The organism is Saccharothrix lopnurensis (genome assembly GCF_042658445.1).
GTDB lineage: Bacteria > Actinomycetota > Actinomycetes > Mycobacteriales > Pseudonocardiaceae > Actinosynnema > Actinosynnema lopnurensis.
In genome coordinates this window covers 12,567-35,333 of sequence record NZ_JBHSQO010000015.1, presented here as the reverse complement: position 1 = coordinate 35,333, position 22,767 = coordinate 12,567, and the positions used below count along the sequence as shown (strand labels likewise).

The following is a 22,767-nucleotide window of genomic DNA, read 5'->3' as shown; positions in this document are numbered from 1 at the left end:
GGGGTCCTGGACGTACGACTCGCGAGGTCTGGACGTACGACTCGCGGTGCTAGGTCTGGTCTAGCGAGGGGGCTCGCGCGGTAGGGGTGGGGGCGTGCGAACAGTTCTTGGTGGGCTGGGCGTCAATTTAGGTGGTGTGGCGTGGAAGCGCGCGCCCCCGGAGAAGAGTTCAGTGACGCCTGGAGAGGACAAGATGAACGCCATCGAAACGTCGGGCCTGGTCAAGGTCTTCGGCGACACCCGCGCGGTGGACGGCGTCGACCTGACCGTGCCCGCCGGGACGGTGTACGGACTGCTCGGCCCCAACGGGGCGGGCAAGACCACGACGGTCCGGATGTTGGCCACGCTGCTGCGCCCCGACGGCGGTGAGGCGCGGGTGTTCGGCCACGACGTGCGCGCCGACCCCGACGCCGTGCGCTCGCTGGTCAGCCTCACCGGTCAGTACGCCTCGGTCGACGAGGACCTCACCGGCACCGAGAACCTGGTCATGCTCGCGCGGCTGCTCGGCCACGGCCGGCCGCGCGCCAAGAGCCGCGCGGCGCAGCTGCTGGAGGCGTTCGGCCTGACAGAGGCCGCCGGCAAGCAGGTCAAGCACTACTCGGGCGGTATGCGCCGCCGGCTGGACATCGCGGCCAGCATCCTCAACACCCCGAAGCTGCTGTTCCTGGACGAGCCCACCACGGGCCTGGACCCGCGCAGCCGCAACCAGGTGTGGGACATCGTGCGGGCGGTCGTCGCCCACGGCACCACCGTGCTGCTGACCACCCAGTACCTCGACGAGGCCGACCAGCTCGCCTCCCGCATCGCGGTGATCGACCACGGCCGTGTCATCGCCGAGGGCACCAAGGGCGAGCTGAAGGCGTCGGTGGGCGTCGGCGCGGTGCACCTGCGCCTGCGCGACGCCGAGCAGCGCCCGATGGCCCAGCGCGTGCTGGCCGACGTGCTCGACGCGGACGTGCTGCTCGACCCGGACCCGGTCGCGCTGACCGCCCGGCTGACCGACCGCACCACCGAGCAGGCCGCCGAGGCGCTGGCCCGGCTCGCCCGCGAGGGCATCACCGTGGACAACTTCTCCCTGGGGCAACCCAGCCTGGACGAGGTCTTCCTGGCCCTGACCGACAAGAACAAGAACAAGAGCAACAACAAGGACGAGGAGGCGGCGGCGTGACCGTCACCAAGGAGGCCGAGCTGCTGCCGGCGCCCAGGACCGCGGACCTGGGCGAGGTGCTGCTGGAGACCGAGCGCCCGCCGCGCCCCAGCGCGCTGTCGGTGTCGCTCACGTTCGGCTGGCGCGCCGTGCTCAAGATCAAGCACGTGCCGGAGCAGCTGTTCGACGTGACCGCGTTCCCGATCATGATGATCCTGATGTTCACCTACCTGTTCGGCGGCGCGCTGGCCGGTTCGCCGGCGGAGTACATCCAGTACCTGCTGCCGGGCATCACGGTCACCAGCGTCGTGATGATCACCATGTACACGGGCCTCGCGGTGAACACCGACATCGAGAAGGGCGTGTTCGACCGGTTCCGGACGCTGCCCATCTGGCGCCCCGCGCCGATGGTCGGCTACATCCTGGGCGACCTGCTGCGCTACGTGCTCGCCTCGACCACCATCGTGGTCGTCGGCCTCGTCCTCGGGTTCCGGCCCGGCGGCGGGTTCGTCGGCGTCGTGCTCGGCGTCGCCGCGCTGGTCGGCTTCTCGTTCGCGTTCTCCTGGATCTGGACCATGTTCGGCCTGCTGATGCGCAGCGAGAAGTCCGTGATGGGCGTGAGCATGCTGGTGCTGTTCCCGCTGACGTTCCTGTCCAACGTCTACGTCATGCCGACCACCATGCCCGGCTGGCTCCAGGCGTTCGTCAACGTCAACCCGATCACCAAGCTCGTCGACGCGGTGCGCGCGCTGATGGCTGGCGAGGTGAACGCCGACGCGATGCTGTGGACGCTCGGCTACGTCGTCGTCCTCACGGCCGTGTTCGGCTCGCTGACCATGAGGCTCTACAACCGGAAGTGAGACCGTCCTGAGTAGACGCACGTCGCCCCGGTCGAGACGGTCTCCCGCAGGTGGGCCGCGAGACCGGGGTGGCGCGCGTCGAGCTTGCGCAGCGCGTCGCGGATTCGGGCGGTGACGGTCTTGCGCGCCCGCTCGACCTCGTCGCCGAGCCTCCTGGTGCGCCCGGCCAACCCGGCCGCGGCGCGCAGCTCCTCCAGCAGGGCCGCCCGCTCCCGGTCGAGCGCGGCGGCCCGCTCGTCGTCGGGCGCCCGGTCGATCTCCTCGTCCAGGAGCGCCAGCCGCCGCCGGTACCGGGCCTTGGCCTCGTCGTCGAGCACCGGGTCGCTGCCGAGCCGCGCGAACGCCACCGCCCCCGGCGCCAGCAGCGTCATCGCGGGCACCGGCTCGCCGGGACTGCTCAGCAGCACGTGCAGGTCCCGCAGGCCCTTCGAGTCCGGCACCCGCACCGTCACCCCGCCGAACGTCAGCGACCACACCTCGCCGTCGCGGCGGAACTCGTCGGCCGGGTCGGTGTCGGCGCGCCGGGCCAGGGTCGGCACGACCGCCGGGGCCCTGCCGGACCGCACGCGCGCCACCGCGGCGAGGTGGCGGTCCGCCAGCGCCGCCCACGGCCGGGCCCGCAGCCGCTCGGCCGACCGCCGCGCCGCGGTCAGCTCCGCCTCGGCCTCGTCGCACCGGCCCAGCACCAGGTCCACCACGCCCAGCCACAGGTCCACCGGGCCGCTGATGTCGCACCCGTACAGCGACACCAGCCACTTGCCGCGGTGCGGCGCCAGCAGCCCGCGCACCCGCCCGGCGAGTTCGCGGTCACCCGCGGCGGCCGCGAACTGGGCCAGGAACCGCAGCCGCAGCGGTTCGAACGTCGGCTGGTACCGCTCGTCCGGCACCGGCACGTCCAGGTGCGCGCGGGCCGACTCGACGTCGCCGCGCTCCAGCGCCGTGAGGCCGAGCAGCAGCCCGACGGCCGGGTGCGTGCTCGCCGCGAGCTCCTCCGCCAACTGCTCCAGCTCGGCGAACCGGCCCTGCGGCAGCAGCAGCGCCCACCGCAGGTGCAGGTACACCATGGAGAACGCGGCGTGCACCCGCGCGCCCAGGTCGGCCGCCCTGCTCAGCAGCGCCTCGGCCTCGGCGTACCGGCCGTGCAGGGTGCAGATGATCGACTGGTCGGCGGCGGCGGAGAAGCCGAACCTGGTGGTGCCCAACCGCTCCGCCAGGGCCACGAACGAGTGCAGCTGGTCCAGGTAGCGCGGGTCGCCCAGCTCCACGAGCGCCACCCAGCGCATCGAGGCCGCGAACTGCTCGGTGTCGTGGTCGCCGCTGCGGCGCGCCACGGTGATCAGCTCGTCGATCAGCTCCAGCCGCCGCTCGGCGTCGGCGATGCCGGCGGAGGTGTCGTGCGCCGCCCACAGGCCCGAGGTGAGCGCGGCGTCGTCGGCCGCGACCTCCATGGCGCGCAGACCCATCCGGCGGGCCAGCTCCTCCACCGGCACGTCCGGCGGCGGCCCGATGAACCGGCCGTACGCCTCGCGCAGCAGCCGCCCGCCTGGGCCCTCCTGGTCGCTGAACCGGAAGCAGGCCAGCGCGACGCGGACCAGGGGCTCCGGGTCGGCCAGCGACCGGGCGAGGGCGGCCGCCTCGTCGAAGACGTGGTGCGCGGTGGTGTGGTCGGCGGAGTGGCACAGCTCGTGGCCGAGTTCGACGGCCACCGCGATCCGCCGCAGCGGCCCCCGCGCCCGCTCCATGGCCCGCCGGTAGTGGCCCACCGCCTCCTCGACCGCGAGCCTGCTGCCGGCGTCCCGGGCCGCCGCCACGATGACGGCCACCACGCGGTCGGCGGGGAGCCGGTCTCCCGCCAGGTACGCGTGCCGGGCCAGGTCGGCGGGCAGCACCCGGTGGGTGGGCAGCACCCGGTGGATGGGTCGGGTCGGATCGCCGGGCCGGGAGAGGGGGGTGGGTCGGGTCGGATCGCCGGGCCGGGCCAGGTTGGTGGGCCCGGTCGGATCAGTGGGCCGGGCCAGGTCGCCGGGCCGGGTCGGCTCGCCGGGTGGGCTCAGGTCGCCGGGTCGGGGCGGATCAGCGGGTCGGGTCAGGTCGGTGTGCAGGGTTAAGCCGGTGGGCAGCGACCGGGCGGCGAGGTCGCCCTCCAGCGCCCGGACCACGGCGGCGTGCCGCTCGTCCGCGTCGGGCAGCGCGTCGTACAGCGCCTCGCGCACCAGGTCGTGGGCGAAGGCGAACCGGCCGCCGCCCAGCCCGTGCACCAGCCGCGCCCGCACGGCCTGCTCCAGCAGCCGGTCCACCTCGGGGACGGGGCGGGCCGCGGTCGCGGCGAGCACCCGCCGGTCGAACTCGCGGCCCAGCACGGCCGCCGACGCCAGCAGTTCGCCCAGCGGGCCGGGCAGCAGCGACAGCCGCCGCCGCACCGCGTCCCGCACGCCCGGCGCGACCGCGGTCACCGGGCCGCCGCCGTGCCAGAGCCGGGCGGTCTGCTCGACGAAGAACGGGTTGCCGCCGGTGCGCCGGTGCACCTCGGCGACCAGGTCCGGGTCCGGCTCCCGGCCCGCCGTGCGGGTCATCAGCTCACCGACCCCGGCGGGGTCGAGGCCGGTCAGCGCGAGGGTGGCGGCGCGGCCGAGCAGCGGCGTGAGCAGCGGCCGCACCGGGTGCTCCGCGGCGGTGACCCCGGAGCCGGCCCCGGCGTCCACCTCCGCGTCCACCTCGGCGTCGCGGTAGGTGCCGATGAGCAGCAGCCGCTCGAACCAGGTGTGCCGGGCGGCGAACTCCAGCAGCCGCAACGACGCCGGGTCGGCCCAGTGCAGGTCCTCCAGCACGACCACCACCGGCCGGTGGTGCGACACCGCGACCAGCGCCGTGGTCACCGCGTCGTAGAGCGGGAAGCCCTCCGGCGGCTGCTCGCCCGGCGCCTCCCCGAGCAGCACGGCCAGGAGGCCCTGGTCGACCGCCGCCCACTCCTCGTCGGTGGCGGCCCGGCGCAGCGCCCGCACCACCTGCACCCAGGGCCAGTAACCGGGCGCGCTGTCGGAGTCCCAGCAGGACCCGGCGAGCACGAGCGCGCCCAGTCGACGCGCCTGCTCGGCCGCGCCGGTCACCAGGGTGGTCTTGCCGATCCCGGGTTCGCCGGTGACCAGCACCAGCCCGCCGTGGCTGCGGGTGGCGCGGTCGACCTCGGCGCGCAGCACCCCGGCTGGGTGATCCCGTCCGATGAGTCGCATGGCAGGGGAAAACTTAGCCCACCGGACCGACAGGAATCCGGCGATCAGGTCACGCCGGGCCGAAAGATTCGCTCAACTGTGCGAAGGCGGAGTCCACCGCCGCGCGCAGCGCGGTCGGGTCGCCGCCCGCCAGTTCACGCCCCGCGTGGTAGCACGCCAGGGCCAGGTGCGGCGCGAGCAGGGCCACCACGCGGGGCGTGCCGCGGCCCAGGAGGTTGTCCCGGAACACCTCGCCGAGCACGTGGAACTTGCGTGCCGCGCGGTCCTGCAACTCGGGGTTCTCCCGCAACAGCCGCTCGTAGGCGCGGTAGTGCTCGACGTCCGCGGTCAGCTCGTCGCACAGCTCCACCACGACCGCGCGGATCTGCTCGACCACGCCCGCCAGGTCGTGCGCCGCCGGCAGTGCCCGGTGCCGCTCGGTCAGCCGCTCGACGATCTGCCGCTCGTCGGAGAACGCGACCTCCTGCTTGTCGCCGAAGTAGCGGAAGAACGTGGTGCGCCCGACCTCGGCGCGCTCGGCGATGTCGGCCACGGTCACCTCGCCGAACCCGCGCTCGGCGAACAGGGCGAACGCGGCTTCCACGATCTGTTCCCGCGCGCGCTGCCGCTTGCGCTGGCGGAGGGGCACGGCTTCGGGCACGGGTCCAGCATACCGGGTCCGGTACGAAGTCCTGTATGGTACTCAGTACCACTTTGAATTGAGTACCTGGAGGAACCGTGTCCACCATCCTGATGACGGGCGCGAGCCGGGGCCTGGGCCGCCACGCCGCCGAGCACCTGCTGCGCCACCACCCGGACCGCCACCTGCTGGTGCTCAACCGCAGGCCGGGACTGGCCGCCGAGCTGACCGCGAGCACCGGCAACCGCAACGTCTCGGAGATCACCGGCGACCTGGCGTCCTTCGCCGACATCCGGCGCGCCGCCGCCCGGGTGGACCGGCCGCTGGACGGGTTCCTGGGCAACGCGGGGCTCCAGGTGCGGTCCACCCTCAAGGCCACGGCCGACGGGATCGAGATGACCTTCGGCGTCAACGTGCTCGCCTACCACCTGCTGCTGAACCTGCTGCTGCCGAAGTTCACCGCCCCGGCGCGGATCGTGGTGGTGGGCAGCGACGTCCACAACCCGGAGACCAACACCCTGGGACTGGTCCCGCCGCCGCGCTGGACGGGTCCGCGCGAGCTGGCCAGGCCGGTGGAGGGCGGGCCCGAGGACGGTCGGCGCGCGTACGCCACCAGCAAGCTGGGCGTGGTCTACCTCGTGCACGCGCTCGCGCGCCGGCTGCCGGAGGGGGTGGACGCCTACACCTACAACCCCGGTCTGGTGCCGGGCACGAGCCTGGCGCGCGACGCGAACCCGGTGGCGCGAGCGCTGTTCGCGGGGGTCGGCCACCTGCTGCGCGCCACGCCGATCGCCACCGGTCCGGCTGAGGCGGGGCGGCTGCTGGCGGAGGTGATGGCGGGTCCTCGGCCCGCCGAGAGCGGCGCGTACATCAGCCGGGGCGAGGTGATCCCGTCGTCGGCGGAGTCCTACGACGAGCGGCGCGAGGAGCAGTTGTGGGCCGACGCCGACGAGCTGTGCGGTCTCGGCGGCACGAGCGGGGAGCGGCGCCGCTCGGCGTGACCCCGGCCGGGGTTCACCCGGGACGGCGTTGCCCCCGGGCGAACCCCGGCCGGTGCGGCGGCGTTCCGGGTGGCCCTGCCCGCGCGCCGCCGCGCGCGAACAGCGCTTTGTCGAACGCCTCCCGCCCCCTATGCTCGCTGGGAGCGCTCCCAGAAAAGTGGGGGCGGGACCGGCGCCCCTGCCAACGGCGGTGAAGGGACATGACGACGTGAGGTTGTTGCTGCTCGTCTCGTTGATGGCGGCCACCCTGCTGACCCCCGGCACGGCCGGGGCCCAACCGGGCCCGTGGCTCGAAGCCGAGGCCGGCGCGCTGTCCGGGACGGTGGTCGAGTCGGGCGTCGAGGGCTTCTCCGGCACCGGCTACGTCGCCGGGTTCGACGAGCCCACCGACACCCTGACCATCACCATCCCGGACAGCCCCGGCGGCCTGCACGACCTCACCATCCGCTACGCCACCCCGTACGGGCCCAAGAACGCCGCCCTGTCGCTCAACGGCACCGCGATCGGCGAGGTCCCGCTGCCGGAGAGCGCCTCCTTCACCGAGGCCACCGGCTCCAAGCTGCTGCTGGCCGAGGGCGACAACACCCTGACCTTCGGCACCGGCTGGGGCTGGTACCTGGTCGACGCGATCAGCGTGACCCCGAGCGCGCCGCCCGAGCCCGGCCTCCACGAGGCCGAGGACGGCGAGCTCAACGGCACCGTCGTGGAGAGCGCGGTCCCCGGCTTCTCCGGCCGCGGTTACGTGGCGGGCTTCGACACCGGCACCGACAGCGTCACCATCACCATCCCGGACAGCCCCGGCGGCCTGCACGACCTCACCATCCGCTACGCCACCCCGTACGGCGCGAAGACGGCCTCCCTGTCGCTCAACGGCAGCGGCCTGGGCGACGTCCAGTTCCCGGCGAACCCGACGTTCACCACCACCGGCGCGGGCAAGGTGCTGCTGGTCGAGGGCGACAACACGGTCACCATCACGAACAACTGGGGCTGGTACCTGATCGACGCGATCAAGGTGACCCCCAGCGCGCCCCGAGGTCCGCACCAGGTCACCGGCGCGCTCACCGACCCGGCCGCCACCCCTGAGGCCAAGGGCCTCATGCGGTACCTGGCCGCCAACTACGGCCGGACCATCCTCTCCGGCCAGCAGGACCAGGCGAGCATCGACTGGGTCGAGCAGAACACCGGCGAGGTGCCCGCCGTCGGCGGCTACGACCTGATGGACTACTCGCCCAGCCGGGTCGAGCGCGGCACGGTCGGCCGCGACGTCGACCACGCCATCGCCCACGACCGGCGCGGCGGCGTGGTCACCATGGCCTGGCACTGGAACGCGCCCAGCGGGCTGATCGACCAGCCGGGCAAGGAGTGGTGGCGCGGCTTCTACACCGACGCGACCACGTTCGACGTGGCCGCCGCCCTGGCCGACCCGTCCTCCGCGGACCACCGGCTGCTGATCCGCGACGTGGACGCCATCGCCGTGCAGCTCAAGCGCCTGGCCGCCGCGGAGGTGCCGGTGCTGTGGCGCCCGCTGCACGAGGCCGAGGGCGGCTGGTTCTGGTGGGGCGCCAAGGGCCCCGAGGCCGCCAAGGAGCTGTACCGGCTGCTGCACCAGCGCCTGGTCGGCCACCACGGGCTGCACAACCTGATCTGGGTGTGGAACTCCGTGGCGCCCGAGTGGTACCCCGGTGACGACGTGGTGGACGTCGTCAGCATGGACTCCTACCCGCCGCAGGGCGACCACGGCCCGGTGATCGGCCCGTACGAGCGGCTGGTGGAGCTCGGCCAGGACCGCAGGCTCGTCGCGCTGGGCGAGGTCGGCTCCATCCCGGACCCCGACCTGCTGGCCGCCTACGAGGCCCGCTGGAGCTGGTTCGTCACCTGGAGCGGGTCGTTCATCCAGGACGGCGTGGTCAACCCGCTGGACTTCGTGCGCCGCGTCTACGCCCACGACCGCGTGATCACCCTGGACGAGCTGCCCGACTTCAAGACCACGCCCGGCCAGTGCACCGCGACCCTGCGCGTGGTCGCCCGGTGGGGGCGCGGGTTCCACGCCGAGGTCACCGTCCGCCACCCGGAGAACTCGCCGTCCGCCGGCTGGCGGGTGAGCTGGCAGCTCGGCGAGGGCCAGCGGATCGACAGCCAGTGGAGCTCGAAGATCACCACCAGCGGCTCGACCGCGACGGCCGTGAACCTGCCGTGGAACGCCGGGATCGCGCCCGGCGGCAGCACCACGTTCGGGTTCCTGGCCACCGGCTCCCCGACAGCGCCTGCCCTGACTTGCGCTATCGGGTGATGTCGTCCGGTGGACCGGCGGGGGCGAACAGGGGACCGGACGCGGTGTCCGCACCCACCTCCCGCCACCACCGGGCTTGCTCGGGGGTCGCGACGCCGGTGGCCGTGAGGCCGATGCCGGCGTCGCGCACCACCGCCAGCACGCCCGCCAACGCGCGGGCCACCGGGGTGCCCGGCTCGGCCGCCGGCGTCTGACCCAGCCGCACCGCCCGCACCGGCAGGCCCTCCAGCACGCGCAGCAGGTCCTCGGGCGCGCCGGTGAACTCCTCCAGCTCGACGCACACCCCGCCCTCGGCCAGCACCTCCAGGTTGTCCGCCGCCTCGCCGCGCCCGGAGAACAGCACCCGGCCGGTCACGCCCAGCCGCAGCGACGAGGGCGCCAGGCCCGTGTCCCGCAGCGCTTCGCGCACCAGGCCGACCAGCTCCGGGTCGGCCGCCTGGCTCGGCGACAGCGCCCAGCGCACCGGCACCTCCCGGCCCAGCCCCGCCCGCCACGCCGCCGCCTGCCCGCACGCCACCCGCAGCACCCACGCGCCCAGCGGCACGGCCAGGCCGGTGTCCTCGGCCAGCGCCACGCACTGCTCGTGCGGCAGCTCGCCCAGCGTCGGGTGGTCCCAGCGCAGCAGCGCCTCGGCGGACTCCACCGACCCGTCGGCCAGCCGCACCACCGGCCGGTACCGCACCAGGAGCTCCTCCTGCTCCCACGCGCCGGACATGGTCGCGGCCAGGCTGAACGTGCGCCGGTCCCGGCCGTCCTGCTCCGGGTCGGCCAGCTCCCACTGCCGGGCGCCGCCGCACTTGGCGCGCCGCAGCGTCAGGTCCGCCGAGTCCAGCAGGTCCAGCGGCGACGAGTCGGGCGGCGGGCGGTGCACCACGCCGATGGTCGCCGACACCGCGACCCGGTGGCCGTGCGAGGTGAACGGCGCGGACAGGACGTCGTTGATCCGCCGCACCAGGGTCACCACGTCCGGCGTGGCCGGCCCGTTCTCCACCAGCACCGCGAACTCGTCGTGGCCGAACCGGGAGACCATCGCGCTCTCGCCCGCGACCACCGCCTCCAGCCTGCCCGCCACGACCTTGAGCACGTGGTCGCCGACCTCGCGGCCCAGCCCGCCGGTGAGGCGGGAGAAGCCGTCCAGGTCCAGGTGGAACACGCTGACCCCGGTGCGCGGGTCGGCGGTGCGCAGGGCCTGCTCCAGCCGGCTGGTGAAGAACTGCCGGTTGGGCAGCCTGGTCAGCACGTCGTGCAGCGCCTGGTGGTTGAGCTGCCCCTGGAGCAGGTTGACGTCGGTGGCGTCCTCGGCCAGCACGACCACGTGCGGCGGCGCCTCGGCCCGGTGCAGCGGCGAGAGCGTGAGCATCACCCACGCCGGCTCGCCGTCCGCGCGCAGCAGCCGGCACGGCTGCGTGACGGCCCGCGCCCCGTCGCCCCGCGCCGCCTCGCCCGCCAGCCCGACGATGTCGGCCCGCAGCCCCGCCCGCTCGTCGGGGTGCGCCAGGTCGAACAGGGACAGGCCGACCAGCTCGTCGGTCGGCCGGTCCAGGATGCGGGCCAGCGCGTCGTTCGAGCGCACCAGCACGCCGTCCGGCTCGACGGTCGCGATGCCGGTGGACGAGTGCGTCTCCAGCAGGTCGACCCGCGCCCGGCTCAGCCGCAGCTCCACCTGGGCCTCGCGCATCGCCTTGTAGAGCGAGCGGCCCAGCTGCTCCTGCTGCTCCATCGTGGCCTGCCGGATGCGCTCGACGAACGACGCCGACAGCGCGGCGATCACGTCCACCACGCGGTTGCGCAGCCGGTCCGGCGGCGCGAGCGAGGACATGCCGAGCAGGCCCTTGCTGACCACCTCGATCGAGATCTGGAGCCCCTCGGGGGTGGTGCAGTTCAGGCCCACCAGCGCCTCGCCGACCTCCCGGCCGGCGTGCTGCGCCAGGGACTCGACCACGACCCCGGAGCACAGCCGGTCCACCAGGCCCAGCAGCCGCCTCTCCAGCTCGGCGGTCGACATCGGCACGAACGTCTTCGAGCTGAGCAGGTACGCCCACTTCTTGGCCAGCTTCGAGCGGGCCCGCAGGGCGTCCGCGTCCAGCGGCAGCGGCACGGTCACCTCAGCCGCCGCCGACCGGTTTGCGGCCCACGCCGACCCAGACCTGCGTGTTGTCCTCGGCCCGGTTCGCCACGTCGCCCGCGCCCGAGGGCCGCCACAGCGCGCACCCGACCACGCCCGGCTCGACCAGCTCGTAGCCGGCGAACAACCCGGTGACCTCCTCGTGCGTGCGGTAGACCAGGTTGTCCCGCGACCGGCTCTCCCGGACCTGCTCGGCCGCGCGGCGCATGGTGCCGGGGCGGCCGTCGGCGGTGGCGTGCGAGACGACCAGGTAGCTGCCCGGCACCAACCGGTCGCGGTAGCGGGCCAGCAGCCCGACCGGGTCGTCCTCCGGGGTCATGAAGTGCACGACCAGCAGCAGCAGCAGCGCGACCGGCTCGTCGAAGTCGAGCAGCCCGGTGACCTCCGGTCTGGCCAGCAGGTCGTCGGGCTCGCGCAGGTCGGCCTGCACGGCGGTGGAGTTCGGGTCGCCGGCCAGCAGCAGCCCGCTGTGCGCGACGGCGACCGGGTCCTTGTCGACGTAGACCACCCGGCACCGCGGGTCCAGGCCGCGGGCGACCTCGTGCACGTTGCCCACGGTCGGGATGCCCGAGCCGATGTCGAGGAACTGCCGGACCCCCTGTTCCACCAGATGGGTGACAGCACGGCGGAGGAACGCCCGGTTCAGCCGAACGAGGTCGCGGGTGCCGGGCAGCGCCGCGACGACCTTCTCCGCCATCGCGCGGTCGACGGCCAGGTTGTGCGCGCCACCGAGCAGGTAGTCGTAGGTGCGGGCGATGCTGGGCACGGTCGTGTCGATGCCTTCGGGGACCCAATCGAGGTCGCTCACGGCGCACTCCGCACTTTTACGCTGGGCATGGGGTTGATCCATGACATCCAACCGCCTGTGGGCCGCCGGCACCAGGGGAGGCAACAACTTAACTCGAATGCGCGATCCCGCGGGCGTCCGAACGGTGCATAGAGTGCTCACCGTCAATGCTCGGCTGGAGGAGGAGCGGCGCGCGATGACCGCCAGCCCGAAAACCGGCGACGCCGGAAAACGCGGGGTACCGGGCCGATTACCGGTGCTGGGGCACACCGCGGCCCTGTTGCGACAACGGCTCGCGTTTACCGCGCGGCTGTCGGAGTACGGTCCCGTCGTGCGGGTCTACCTGGGAGGACTGCCGCTGCACGTGGTCACCACGGCCGAATTGGCGGATCGGGTGCTGGTCGACGAGGTGTTCGAGAAGGGCATCTTCGTGGACAAACTCCGGCGCGCCTTCGGCGACGGCCTGGTGAGCACGAACGGCGATTTCCACCGCCGGCAGCGCCGGATGATCCAGCCCGCCTTCCACCGCCGGTTCCTGGTGCGCTATTCGGAAACCATGACCTCCCTGGCCGGTGAACTAGCGAATTCCTGGCGGGATGGACTCCCGGTGCACGTGGACCGGGCGATGCAGGACCTCGCGATCTCGGTGGTCGGCCGAACCCTGTTCTCGACGGATTTCGACGCGCGGATCAGCGCGGAGGTCCGGGAGCACACCCCGACGCTCATCCGGCTCGGCGTGGTCCGGGCGCTGTCCCCGGCGGTGCTGGAGAGGCTGCCGATCCGGGCCAACCGGCGGTTCGACGAGGCGGTCTCGCACGTGCACCGCGTGGTGGACGAGGTGATCGGCTCCTCCTGCGGCGACCGCGACGACCTGCTGTCGGTGCTGCTCTCCGCGCGCGACGGGGACACCGGCGAGCCGATGGGCGCGCACCAGGTGCGCGACCACGTGGTCACCCTGCTCACCGCGGGCAGCGAGACCACCGGCACCGCGCTGTCCTGGCTGTTCCACGAGCTGGCCCGGCACCCGGAGGTGGCCGAGCGGCTGCACGCCGAGGTGGACCGGGTGCTCGACGGCCGGCCGGCGACGATCGACGACCTGCGCTCGCTGCCGTACACCCGGCGCGTCGTGGACGAGGTGCTGCGGGTGTACCCGCTGTGGCTGATGCTGCGGCGCACCGCCGGCGCCGTCCGGCTGGGCGACGTGGAGCTGCCCGCGGGCGCCGAGGTCGGGTTCAGCCCGCACGCCCTGCACCACGACCCCCGCTACCACGACCGGCCGGGGGAGTTCGACCCGGACCGGTGGCTGCCCGAGCGCGCCGCGACCGTGCCCAAAGGGGCCTACGTGCCCTTCGCGGGCGGCCTGCACCACTGCCCCGGCCACGCGTTCGCGCAGATGGAGATCGCGCTCGTGGCCGCCACCGTCGCCGCCCGCTGGCGGCTCGTCCCCGTGCCGGGAAAACCGGTGCGGCCCAGGGTGAACGGCCTGCTGTACCCCAACCGCCTGCCGATGACCCCCCGGTCCCGTTCCCGATCACGATGGAGGTAGGTCCTCCTTGCGGTACTCACTCGCCGTCGGCCTGGTCGCCCTGCTGGTGGCGTCGTCCCTGACGCCCGCCTCGGCCGCGACCGGTCCGGCGGCCTGCCGCGACGTCGACGCGCCGGTGACCGCGCTCGGCAAGCGCGAGGTCGTGCGCGGCACCCTCTGCACCCCGGCCGGGGCGGCGACCGTCCAGCTGCTGATCCCCGGCGCCACCTACAACAGCTCCTACTGGGACTTCCCCGACGGCGCGCACTCGTTCCGGGTGGCGCAGAACGAGGCCGGTTTCGCCACGTTCACCATCGACCGCCTCGGCACCGGCCGCAGCTCCAAGCCCCTGGCGGTGACGCTGACCGCGTTCACCCAGGCCGACGTGGTGCACCAGGTGGTGGGCGGCCTGCGGACCGGCGCGTACGGGCCGAGGTTCGACCGGGTGATCGTCGGCGGCCACTCGCTCGGCGCGGCGATCGCCGTCATCGAGGCCGGCACCTACCGGGACGTGGACGGCGTGCTGGTGACCGGCATGACGCACCGGGTGAACCCGCCGGGGGTGGTGGGCGCGTTCGCGAACTTCCGGCCCGCCAACCTGGACCCGAAGTTCGGCCTGCTCCACCCGCTGGGCTACCTGACCACGGCGCCCGGGACCCGGTACGCGAGCTTCCACGCGCCCGGTCCCCTGGTGCGGCGGGTGGCGGAGCTGGAGGAGTCGCTCAAGGACGTGTTCTCGCCGACCGAGGCGGTGGACGGGCTCGGGGTGGCGGTGCTGCTGCCGTACAGCCGGTTGATCACGGTGCCGGTGCTGTCGGTGGTGGGGAGCCGGGACAGCGCGGTGTGCGGTCCGTTGGCCACCGACTGCTCGTCGGCGGAGGCGGTGCTGGCGGCCGAGGCGCCGTACTACACGGCTCCGCTGCGGACCTTCGTGCTGGCGGGGTACGGCCATTCGATCAACCTGGCGCCGAACGCGCGGGAGTACTACTCGGCGGTGGCCGGGTGGGCGCTCGACGAGGTGGGTCGCTGAGGTGGGCTGCCTGAGGTGGGCTGGCTCAGGTGGGCTGCTGAGTGGCGGTGCGGGGTCCGCCGCGCTTGAGGACCTCCGCACCGCCCCCGCGTCGCTGTGCTCCCGTACCGCCGTCCAGCCCACCGCCATACCCCATTAGTGCGGACTCGGCCCGTCGTGAGTTACCCTGCGTGAACTTCGGGTCTCCGCAAGGTCGACCCGTGCGGCGGTCGGGGTCGGCGGGAGGGGCATCGGGTGCGCGGACGGACCACAGCCGCGCTGTTCGGTGGCGGGGTGTCGCTCTTCCTGGTGGTGGCGCTGGCGGCGGTGGTCCTGTCGACCCCCGTGTCGGGCGACGGGATGCACCCGACCCTGCGGTCCGGGAACCGGGTGCTCTCCTTCGACGGCACTCCGGAACGCCTCGACCTGATCACTCTCCGCACACGTGGCAACGCCACCGCGGTGCGGCGGGTCCTCGGGCTGCCGGGCGACGAGGTGCGCATCACCGGCGGCGAGGTCCGGGTGCGCCCGGCGTCGGGGGAGTGGCTGGCGATGTCGCCCGGCGGCGACCCCGGCGTGTGCTGCGCGGCCGACGGCCGGGGCGGGATCGACGCGGTGGCGGTGGTGCCGCCCGGCAGCTTCTTCGTGCTCGGCGACAACCCGACGATGTCCACCGACTCCCGCGAGTACGGCTTCGTGCCCGCCGGGGACGTGACCGGGGTGGTGTGGTGGCGCACCTGGCCGCTGCCGGAGTTCGGCGACGTCGACCCGCCCGCGCTGACGGCGGTCGCCGGCCCGTGAGGCGTACCCGCCGCTGACGAGTACCCGGGCAGGTGGTTTGGCGCAATCCCGGACAGGTGCCGGGAAACCGGGGGACGACGAAGCGCCACGGGCCGGTCGGCCCGTGGCCACCCCCAGCACCGGAGGGCACGATGACCACCCGCACCGCCACGGCCGCCGTTCTCGCCTGCGCCGCCCTGCTGACCTCGCCGGCCGCGCCGACCGCGTTCGCCGACGCGCCGGACGCGCTCCAGGCGTGCGGCGCGTACACCGAGGACCGCTCGACGTCCCGGGAGGAAGCCCTCGCCAGGACGCGGACCTGGTTGGAGGCGCACGTGCCCTACAGCCAACGGGCCTGCCACGAGAACGAGCACGGCAGCTACCGCACCGACTGCTCCGGGTTCGTCTCGCTGGCCTGGGGCCTGGACCGCTCGCGCCCGACCAGCGGGCTCGGTGAGGTCAGCCGCGAGATCCCGCGTGAGGAGCTGATGCCGGGTGACGCGCTCAACAGCCCGGGTCACGTGGCCCTGTTCGTCCGGTGGGAGGACGGGGCGAGGACGCGGCCGGTCGTGCGGGAGCACACCGGTCCCGATGGTGAACCGGTGGTCGAGCGCGCATGGTCGCCGGAGACGGCCGCCCGGTACACGCCGATCCGGTACGACCGGATCGTTGGCTGACCGCGCGGCGGGGTGAGCCGGGATCGACCGGTCGGGGGAGGGCAGGGCAGGGGAGGGCAGGGCAGGGGAGGGCAGGGCAGGGGAGGGCAGGGGAAGGGCGGGCAAGGCAAGAGCGGGGAGGGGGTGGGGTAGGGGTGGAGCGGGCGGCGTGGTGCTCCCGCCGCCCGCCCTGCCTGGCCTGCCTGGCCTGCCTGCCCGGCCTGCCCTGCCTGCCCGGCCCGGACCCCGTGCTCAGCCCCGGAACTCGGGCTGCACCCAGTAGGTGCTGTCGTGCCAGCTGTCGGTCGGGAAGCCGCCGCCGACGCCGTAGTGGTAGACGCCCGCCCCGTGCGTGCCGTTGTGCGGCGCGGTGAACGGGGCCCGCACCGCCGTGCCGGTGAAGTAGTTCTCGGAGGTCGAGTAGCCGCCCAGCGGCGTGTAGTACGAGACCACGTAGTCGTGACCCGGCTCGACCGGCACGGGGGTCGGGAAGTCGATCTCGGCCATCCGGCCGGGGTGGTCCCACGTGCGCTCGGCCAGCAGTTCGCCGTCCTCCGACCACATCCGCAGGACGATCGGCCCCCGGTGCGCGCCGCGCAGCAGGGACGCGCCCAGCACCTGGCCCGGCCGGTCGACCCGCACCCGCACGCCCACCTCGACCGGGAGGGTGTCGGCGTCGTCGACCTCCGGGGCGTGGTGCGAGATGAACTCGCACCGGATCGAGCAGTTCAGCGGTTGCGGCACGGTCGCCCCGCCCACGTGCACGGTCACCGCCGGACCGGTCGGGCCGGGGCCCGCCGCGGTCACGGCCCGCGCGGCGATGGTGACTTCGCCGGCGACCTCCGGCGTGTGGGTGTGCCGCCAGTCGGTGCGGAACGACGACAGCACGCGGATCAGCTCGGTGGTCACCCACGTCTCGCCGCCGTCGAAGGTCAGCTCGGTGGCGATGATCTCTTGCGGGTTGGCGCTGAACGAGCTGCCCGTGACCAGCAGCGGCACGCCGACCTCGACGCCAGACTGGGTCGTCGGGGTGAAGACGGTGGCCGACGGCGCGTCCTGCGCGTGCGCCGGGCCGGTCAGGAGCAGGGTGCCGGCGGCGATCGCCGCGAGCAGCTTCGGTAAGCGGGACACGCGTTCTCCTCGGTGTAGCGGGGATCTTTGGACGAGATCGTCCGGAACCCGCCCTCCGCTACGCCCCCACCGCCGCCAGCACCCTGAGCAGCGCGCTTCCGGGCGACTCCACGGCCGAGTCGACGACCGGGTGGGGTTCGTCCCAGCTCTCCCACAGGGCCTTGACGCGCAGCACGTGCTCCCAGGACACGGTCTCGTGCCAGCCGGGGATGCCCCGCGCCCGACCCTCGACCCGGCCGCGGTGGACCTCCTCGTCGGAGCAGACGCACTCGACGCCGACGAACACGCCGCCCAACCGCTCGGTGACCGACCGCAACCGGTCGCGTGCCTCCCGGCGGTGCCCGGTCGCGTCCACGACGACGTCCAGGCCCAGCTGGAGCTGGCGGGCCGTCGACGCGATCAGGTTCGTCTCCGCCAGCGGGCCCGTGTTGTCCAGCCGCAGCGCGCCGAACGGGACGAGCGCGCCGAGCTGCCAGTCCATCGAGAACACCGGCGCCCGCAGCCGCCACGCCAGCGCCTCGGCCAGGGTGCTCTTGCCGGTGCCGGGCACGCCGGCCAGCAGCACCGCCCTGGGCGGTCGCGCGGCGTCCGCGCGGGGCACCGGCCGCAGCGCCCCGTACCGCGCCTGCGCGTGGTCGGCCATCAGCCCCTGGAGCTCCCCGCGCACGTGCTCCAGCCCGGAGCCGGTCGCCCGCGCCCACCCGAGCACCAGGTGCTCCGGCCGCACGAGCACGTCGCCGAGCCGGTCGGCCTCCAGCGATGCCGCGGCCAGCAGGTCGGCCCGCGCCACCGCGCCGGGGAGCGGGTCGGCCCCCAGCCGGTCCAGCAGCTCCGCGGCGATCCCGTCGGCGTCGGACAGGGCACCCGCCAGGTCGCCGGCCAGGTCCCGGACCACCCCGTCGGTCCCGACGGCGGCTTCGGCGGAGGGGTGCAGCGGGAGGTCGTCCACCGGGGGAGGGTAGCGGGACGCGCCGACCGGGCACCGGATCGCCCGCGAGGACCGGGCGATCCGAGATGAAGTCCACTGTGGACGGGGGGCGGGGCCTGCCGGTCCCCGCCCGCCCGGTCGGGGCGCGACCGGCCTGTCCGACGAATTTCAGGTCGCTCCAGCGCGGTGACCGGGGTGGTTCTCGGCGCGAGGCTCGCGCCGAGGGCCGTCGCGGCTCTGCGGGGCAGGGTCTTCCAGGATGAGTGCGACGAGACCGCCACGCTCTGTGAAGTCGAGCGGGCGGTGCCGGAGAAGGGGCGGTCCCGGCCGCACCGGGGGGAGGGCGGCTCGGGACCGGGGCAGCCCCCGGCCGCGCTGGGGGGAGGTTGCGGCCGGGGGCGGGTTGAGGGGTCGGCGCGGCGGTCGCCTCTCGGCGAGTGGCACTGCGCGGCTCCAGCTGAACGGTATTCCGCGAAGGCCCATTAGGTGAGGCCCGGGGGACACGGACCGCACCGACCACTCGTAATAACGGCAGTGAGGGGGTTCTTGTTTCACCCCTGGGACGTGTCCTCGGTCTCAGTCCGGTCGCGGCGGGCGGCTGGTCGACCGCGCGATCGTGCCGCGGGTCCCTCGGTGGGGCGGTGGAACGCTGCGCTCGGGAGCCGGGAGCCGGGAGCCGGGAGCCGGGAGCCGGGAGCCGGGAGCCGGGAGCCGGGAGCCGGGAGCCGGGAGCCGGAGCCGGGCCGACACCCGCCCCGGTCGGGCGCGGTCTTACCGGTTGACGGCCCGCGCGCACTCCCGGCAGGCGCGGGCGGAGGTCGCGGCGGCCGCGTGCGACACGGCGGCGAGCACGCAGGCGAGCGAGGTCACCGGCCAGTTCGCGGACAGGGCCGAGACCACCGCCAGCGCCACCGCGGCCAGCGCCATCCCCACCGAGGCGGCGGTGGCGGTCCAGGCGACGGCGGGTGGCAGCCGGTGCGGCGTGGGCAGCAGGCGGGTCAGCGGGCCGGTGGCGGCCAGCGCGGTGACCGTGAGCAGGCCGGCGGTGGTCGCCACGGCGCCCAGGTGCGCGGCCAGCGCGCCCAGCCGCCAGTCCGAGCCCGGGCCCGCGCCCGGCGCGGCGGTGTGCACGAGCAGGTGGCACACGACCAGCACCGGCACGGTGACCCCGAGGACCCGCGCGGTGCGGCGCGTCTGGGCGAGGGTCAGCTCCCGCTGGAACGACGGCGCCAGCTCGTCGGCGGCGCCGAACTCGCGCAGCGCGTGCCGGGCGGCGCGGGTCCGGGGCACCCCGCGGCGGGTCTGCGCCTCGACCGCGTCGGTGAGGCCGTCGTGGACCTCGCGCATCAGGGCGGACTTGACCCGCGCCGGGCCGCGCAGGGCGTCGGCCAGGGCGGTGACGTAGTCCGTCACCGGGTCGGCGCTCGCGGGGCGGCCCGGCGCGGTTGCCTTCATGGGTAGGCAGCCTACACAAGTCGTACGTGGTCCTGGTATGCATTGCCTGTCTACCTATACAGCCGTCGACGGGAGATCCCCGGTGTCCAAGTTCCTGCTCTCCGCCCACGTGCTCGCCGCGGTGCTGGCCGTCGGGCCCATCACGGTGGCCGCCTCGCTGTTCCCCCGCCTGGCGCGCGGGCCGGCGACCGGTGTCGCGGCCTTCCTGCACCGGACCTGCCGCACGTACGCGGCGGTCGGCGTCGCCGTCCCCGTCCTCGGGCTCGCCACCGGCGCGTCGATGGGCGTCCTGGGCGACGCGTGGCTGCTGGTGTCGATCGCGCTGACCGCGGTCGCCGCGGGCCTGCTGGCGCTGGGCATCCTGCCCGCGCAGCGGCGGACCCTGGCGGGCCGGGACGGGCTCGCCGGCCGGTTGGCCGCGTTCACCGGCGCGTTCAACCTGCTGTGGGCGGTCGTGGTGGTGCTGATGGTCGTGCGCCCCGGCTCCACGACGGGCGCGTGAGCCCCCGACCGGCCCTGGCGTTTTTCCACCGCAAGGGGTAACACATGGTTACTCGGTGACCAACGACGTTCTGGGAGGTCGGGCATGGAGCGACGGGAACTGCTGCGCCACGTGGGCACGGCGGGGGTCGTGGGGGCGGCGTCGACGCTCCTCGGCACCCTCCCCGCGACGGCGGCCCCCGCGCTCACGCCGTTCGACCTGCACTTCTCGATCACCCACAAGTTCCGGCCGTTCGACCTCGTCGCACCGCGCTTCGTGCAGTACGACAGCGCCGTCGGCCGGTCCACCGGCCCCCTCGCCACCCTGGTCGGCACCGGGGTGCGCCCCCGGGCGCCGTTCGCGTCGGTGCTGGTGGAGGTCGCGGGGGTGGACGGGGCGGGCGCCGTGGTCGCCGGGCTCGCGGGCGGCGGCACGTCGGTGCTCGGCGTGGTCGACCCCGCCGCCGGCCGCGCCTCGATCGAGGTCACCGCGGGCGGGGCCACCACCGTGGTCGCCTCGGCCCCCGTGCAGGTCCGAGGCGCTTTCCGGCTCGCCGTGGTGGTCAACGAGAACGCCGTCACCGTGCTCGTCGACCCCACCGGCACGGGCACCGGCTGGCAACCGCTGGTGACCGCCCGCGACGCCGTGCGGGCCCTGGTCGACCTGCGGGTCCCCGCAGTCCTCGGCGCGCTGGAGTACGCCTACGGCGGGCGCGGCGACGGGTCGGTCCGGCTCGGCCGCGTGCGGGCCGGCTACTTCGGGCAGGCCGGGGTCCGCGACCCGCACGTGGTGCAGCACGCCGACGGCCGCCCGTTCACCCGCGGCGGCAAGCTCTACCTGACCATGACCAACGCCGGGCTCGGGTTCTTCCAGCAGGCGCACTGGGCGGTCTGGACCCTGGACCTGGCCGACCCGACCAGGCTGGAGCAGGTCGCCGTCCTGTTCTTCGAGCGCGACGGCGTGGTGGTCGGCGACCACGCCGGCCAGATCGTCTTCGACGACCGCACCGGCCGGTTCATCCTGCTCATGAGCTCCTGGGGCGACTTCGACTTCCGCGGCGTGCACATCCGCCACGCCACCACCACCGCCGACGTCCTGCGCGGCGTGCACGTGCTGCGCACCGAGCGGGTCCCGCTGCCGACCGCGGTCAGCTCCTGGGACCCGGCGCTGACCCGGATCGACGGCCGGTGGCACCTGGCGTTCGTGGAGAGCGAGGCGCAGCAGCCCGCGTTCGTGTTCCACCCGGCGCTCGCGGTCGGACCGCGCGGCGCGGACTACGCCGAGTCGCTGCGCCTGGTCGGCGCCGACCGGACCGTGGACCAGACCGAGGGCACGATCATCCAGCGCGTCGGCCGCGACTGGTACGTGCTCGCCAGCGACGGCGACGCCCGCGACTACCCCGTCTACGACCTGTCGATGCGCGAACTCGGCACCCTGGACGCGCCCTACGGCACCAACATCCCGCACCCCGTGATCGTGCCCGTGGGCCGCGAGTGGTGGCTGATCACGTTCGACGGCACGCAGTACGCCGAGCCCGTCCTCGGCTACGGCGGGCACGGCGACCTCGTCGTGATGCGCCACCGACCTCAGCGGTGATCGGCGGGCAGCTCCAGGGTCCACCGGTACGCCTGGAGCAGCCCGCTGTCGAACCCCAGCGCGGAGGCCCACAGGAACAGCCGGAACCGGCGGTGCAGCGCCGGCCCCCACCGCTCGACGACCTCGTCCCGGGCGGCGTCGAGCCGGCGTGCCCACTCGCGGCAGGTCAGGAAGTAGTTGTGCCGCTCGTCGTGCAGCTCGACGAGCCGCAACGGCGAGCGGGCCACGTGCGCCAGGTACCGGTGCAGCAGCAGGGGCGTGGAGCGGCCCGGGTACACCAGCCTGGTCATGAACGTGGAGATCCGGTGGCGCGAGCGCATCGCGAACGCGTCCAGGTACACCCGCCCGCCCGGCTCCAGCAGTTCCGCGTACCGGCGCAGCGACCGGCCGTAGTCGGGCAGGTGCTCGGTCACGCCCATGTTGACCACCGCGTCGAACCGCCGCTCGGACCGGTACTCGTGGAAGTGCTGCCGCACCACGGTGACGGGCAGGTCCTGGCGCGCCACCAGCCCGGTGAGGAACCGCTCGGACTCGGCCGCCAGGGTGAGCGCGGTGACCTCCACGCCGCGCCGCCCGGCGTGCTCCAGGAACGCGCCCCAGCCGCCGCCGACCTCCAGCACGCGCGCGTCGGCCGGCAGGTCCAGCGACGCCAGGGCGAGGTCCAGCTTCCGGGTCATCGCGTCTTCCAGGGGCTCGTCGTCGTGGGCGAACGAGCCCTGGGTGTAGCACCGGTGCCGGCGGTCGAGGAAGGTCAGGAAGAACTCGCTCTCCCGGTCGTAGTGGGAGGAGATGGTCCGGCGGTCGTCGGCGGCGCCCGCGCCGAGCAGGCTCGGCGCGAACTTCCCGAGCCACACGAGCGGGTGGAAGTCGCGGAAGAACCCGCGCATCGCCAGCGCGGACACCAGGTCGCCCTCGACGTCGAGCCAGCCCTCCAGGTACGCCACGGCGACCCGGAACTGGTCCAGCGAGGCCAGCGCCTCCTCGCCGCGCCGGTCGCGCGCCACGAACGTGAAGCGGGGGTCGCCCGGCCCGACCTCGAAGGTCCGGCCGGAGGCCACCCGCACGGCGAAGGAGACCGCCGGGCGGGTGGCGTAGTAGTCGCGGTGGCGCAGGGCGATCGGCCGAATGGTGGTGACATCGTTCACGG

The 22,767-nt window shown here is 74.3% G+C and carries 18 protein-coding genes; 10 read left to right on the top strand and 8 right to left on the bottom strand.

Going from position 1 to position 22,767, the window contains the following annotated elements; translation table 11 throughout:
* Nucleotides 1-193: 193 nt before the first annotated feature.
* Complete coding sequence (locus tag ACFP3R_RS16935) at nt 194-1,168, top strand: ATP-binding cassette domain-containing protein (RefSeq protein WP_380637170.1); 975 nt, start codon at nt 194-196, stop codon at nt 1,166-1,168.
* Entirely contained in the window at nt 1,165-2,007 is an 843-nt protein-coding gene (locus ACFP3R_RS16930; RefSeq protein ID WP_380637169.1) for an ABC transporter permease, read from the top strand. Before ACFP3R_RS16935 ends, ACFP3R_RS16930 begins: the two co-directional genes overlap by 4 nt.
* Here ACFP3R_RS16930 and ACFP3R_RS16925 read toward each other — a convergent pair.
* Together ACFP3R_RS16925 and ACFP3R_RS16920 are read right to left on the bottom strand one after the other, a co-directional pair.
* Entirely contained in the window at nt 1,992-5,237 is a 3,246-nt protein-coding gene (locus ACFP3R_RS16925) for an ATP-binding protein (protein WP_380637168.1), read from the bottom strand. The genes ACFP3R_RS16930 and ACFP3R_RS16925 overlap by 16 nt on opposite strands.
* Nucleotides 5,238-5,286: 49 nt before the next feature.
* Nucleotides 5,287-5,877 (bottom strand): TetR/AcrR family transcriptional regulator, encoded by a 591-nt coding sequence (locus ACFP3R_RS16920; protein ID WP_380637167.1) that lies wholly within the window; start codon nt 5,875-5,877, stop codon nt 5,287-5,289.
* Nucleotides 5,878-5,954: 77 nt separating this feature from the next.
* Between ACFP3R_RS16920 and ACFP3R_RS16915 the strand changes: the two genes are divergently transcribed.
* Both ACFP3R_RS16915 and ACFP3R_RS16910 read left to right on the top strand, forming a co-directional pair.
* On the top strand, nt 5,955-6,857 hold the full coding sequence (locus tag ACFP3R_RS16915) for an SDR family NAD(P)-dependent oxidoreductase (RefSeq protein ID WP_380637166.1): 903 nt from the start codon (nt 5,955-5,957) through the stop codon (nt 6,855-6,857).
* Nucleotides 6,858-7,065: 208 nt separating this feature from the next.
* The gene (locus ACFP3R_RS16910; RefSeq protein WP_380637165.1) at nt 7,066-9,147 is read left to right on the top strand and encodes a glycosyl hydrolase; all 2,082 of its coding nucleotides are present in this window, start codon (nt 7,066-7,068) and stop codon (nt 9,145-9,147) included.
* Here ACFP3R_RS16910 and ACFP3R_RS16905 read toward each other — a convergent pair.
* Entirely contained in the window at nt 9,137-11,245 is a 2,109-nt protein-coding gene (locus ACFP3R_RS16905; RefSeq protein WP_380637164.1) for a putative bifunctional diguanylate cyclase/phosphodiesterase, read from the bottom strand. The genes ACFP3R_RS16910 and ACFP3R_RS16905 overlap by 11 nt on opposite strands.
* A 7-nt stretch (nt 11,246-11,252) precedes the next feature.
* Nucleotides 11,253-12,122, bottom strand: a complete 870-nt coding sequence (locus ACFP3R_RS16900) for an SAM-dependent methyltransferase (RefSeq protein WP_380637163.1) — start codon at nt 12,120-12,122, stop codon at nt 11,253-11,255.
* A 133-nt stretch (nt 12,123-12,255) separates the two neighbouring features.
* Between ACFP3R_RS16900 and ACFP3R_RS16895 the strand changes: the two genes are divergently transcribed.
* From ACFP3R_RS16895 to ACFP3R_RS16880, 4 genes are all read left to right on the top strand, one after another.
* Nucleotides 12,256-13,605, top strand: coding sequence for a cytochrome P450 (locus ACFP3R_RS16895; RefSeq protein WP_380637162.1), 1,350 nt, complete (start codon nt 12,256-12,258; stop codon nt 13,603-13,605).
* 7 nt (nt 13,606-13,612) lie between these two features.
* Nucleotides 13,613-14,614: an alpha/beta hydrolase gene (locus tag ACFP3R_RS16890; protein WP_380637161.1), complete on the top strand. Its 1,002-nt coding sequence runs from the start codon at nt 13,613-13,615 to the stop codon at nt 14,612-14,614.
* Between the two features lie 234 nt (nt 14,615-14,848).
* Nucleotides 14,849-15,394, top strand: a complete 546-nt coding sequence (gene lepB / locus ACFP3R_RS16885; RefSeq protein WP_380637160.1) for a signal peptidase I — start codon at nt 14,849-14,851, stop codon at nt 15,392-15,394.
* A 131-nt stretch (nt 15,395-15,525) separates the two neighbouring features.
* Nucleotides 15,526-16,050 (top strand): NlpC/P60 family protein, encoded by a 525-nt coding sequence (locus ACFP3R_RS16880; RefSeq protein ID WP_380637159.1) that lies wholly within the window; start codon nt 15,526-15,528, stop codon nt 16,048-16,050.
* 231 nt (nt 16,051-16,281) lie between these two features.
* On the opposite strand, the gene ACFP3R_RS16875 is transcribed toward ACFP3R_RS16880, so the two are convergent.
* The 3 genes from ACFP3R_RS16875 to ACFP3R_RS16865 all read right to left on the bottom strand — a co-directional run bounded on the left by ACFP3R_RS16875 (nt 16,282) and on the right by ACFP3R_RS16865 (nt 19,543).
* Entirely contained in the window at nt 16,282-17,160 is an 879-nt protein-coding gene (locus ACFP3R_RS16875) for a DUF4082 domain-containing protein (protein WP_380637158.1), read from the bottom strand.
* 58 nt (nt 17,161-17,218) lie between these two features.
* Nucleotides 17,219-18,109 carry an AAA family ATPase gene (locus ACFP3R_RS16870; RefSeq protein ID WP_380637157.1) on the bottom strand — a complete coding sequence of 297 codons (891 nt, stop codon included), beginning with the start codon at nt 18,107-18,109 and terminating at the stop codon, nt 17,219-17,221.
* Between the two features lie 750 nt (nt 18,110-18,859).
* On the bottom strand, nt 18,860-19,543 hold the full coding sequence (locus tag ACFP3R_RS16865; RefSeq protein ID WP_380637156.1) for a permease prefix domain 1-containing protein: 684 nt from the start codon (nt 19,541-19,543) through the stop codon (nt 18,860-18,862).
* An 82-nt stretch (nt 19,544-19,625) separates the two neighbouring features.
* Here ACFP3R_RS16865 and ACFP3R_RS16860 point away from each other — a divergent pair, with 82 nt between their 5' ends.
* Nucleotides 19,626-20,045: a hypothetical protein gene (locus ACFP3R_RS16860; RefSeq protein ID WP_380637155.1), complete on the top strand. Its 420-nt coding sequence runs from the start codon at nt 19,626-19,628 to the stop codon at nt 20,043-20,045.
* 84 nt (nt 20,046-20,129) lie between these two features.
* On the top strand, nt 20,130-21,620 hold the full coding sequence (locus ACFP3R_RS16855) for a hypothetical protein (protein ID WP_380637154.1): 1,491 nt from the start codon (nt 20,130-20,132) through the stop codon (nt 21,618-21,620).
* Here ACFP3R_RS16855 and ACFP3R_RS16850 read toward each other — a convergent pair.
* Complete coding sequence (locus tag ACFP3R_RS16850; RefSeq protein WP_380637153.1) at nt 21,611-22,765, bottom strand: SAM-dependent methyltransferase; 1,155 nt, start codon at nt 22,763-22,765, stop codon at nt 21,611-21,613. The two genes, ACFP3R_RS16855 and ACFP3R_RS16850, sit on opposite strands and share 10 nt — an antisense overlap.
* Between the last annotated feature and the right edge of the window lie 2 nt (nt 22,766-22,767).

Bases quoted from the DNA above. Each gene is read 5' to 3' on its own strand.
- ACFP3R_RS16935 (WP_380637170.1), top strand. From the start codon at position 194: ATGAACGCCATCGAAACGTCGGGCCTGGTCAAGGTCTTCGGCGACACC.
- ACFP3R_RS16925 (WP_380637168.1), bottom strand. From the start codon at position 5,237: ATGCGACTCATCGGACGGGATCACCCAGCCGGGGTGCTGCGCGCCGAG.
- ACFP3R_RS16900 (WP_380637163.1), bottom strand. From the start codon at position 12,122: ATGGATCAACCCCATGCCCAGCGTAAAAGTGCGGAGTGCGCCGTGAGC.
- ACFP3R_RS16895 (WP_380637162.1), top strand. From the start codon at position 12,256: ATGACCGCCAGCCCGAAAACCGGCGACGCCGGAAAACGCGGGGTACCG.
- ACFP3R_RS16880 (WP_380637159.1), top strand. From the start codon at position 15,526: ATGACCACCCGCACCGCCACGGCCGCCGTTCTCGCCTGCGCCGCCCTG.
- ACFP3R_RS16865 (WP_380637156.1), bottom strand. From the start codon at position 19,543: ATGAAGGCAACCGCGCCGGGCCGCCCCGCGAGCGCCGACCCGGTGACG.
- ACFP3R_RS16855 (WP_380637154.1), top strand. From the start codon at position 20,130: ATGGAGCGACGGGAACTGCTGCGCCACGTGGGCACGGCGGGGGTCGTG.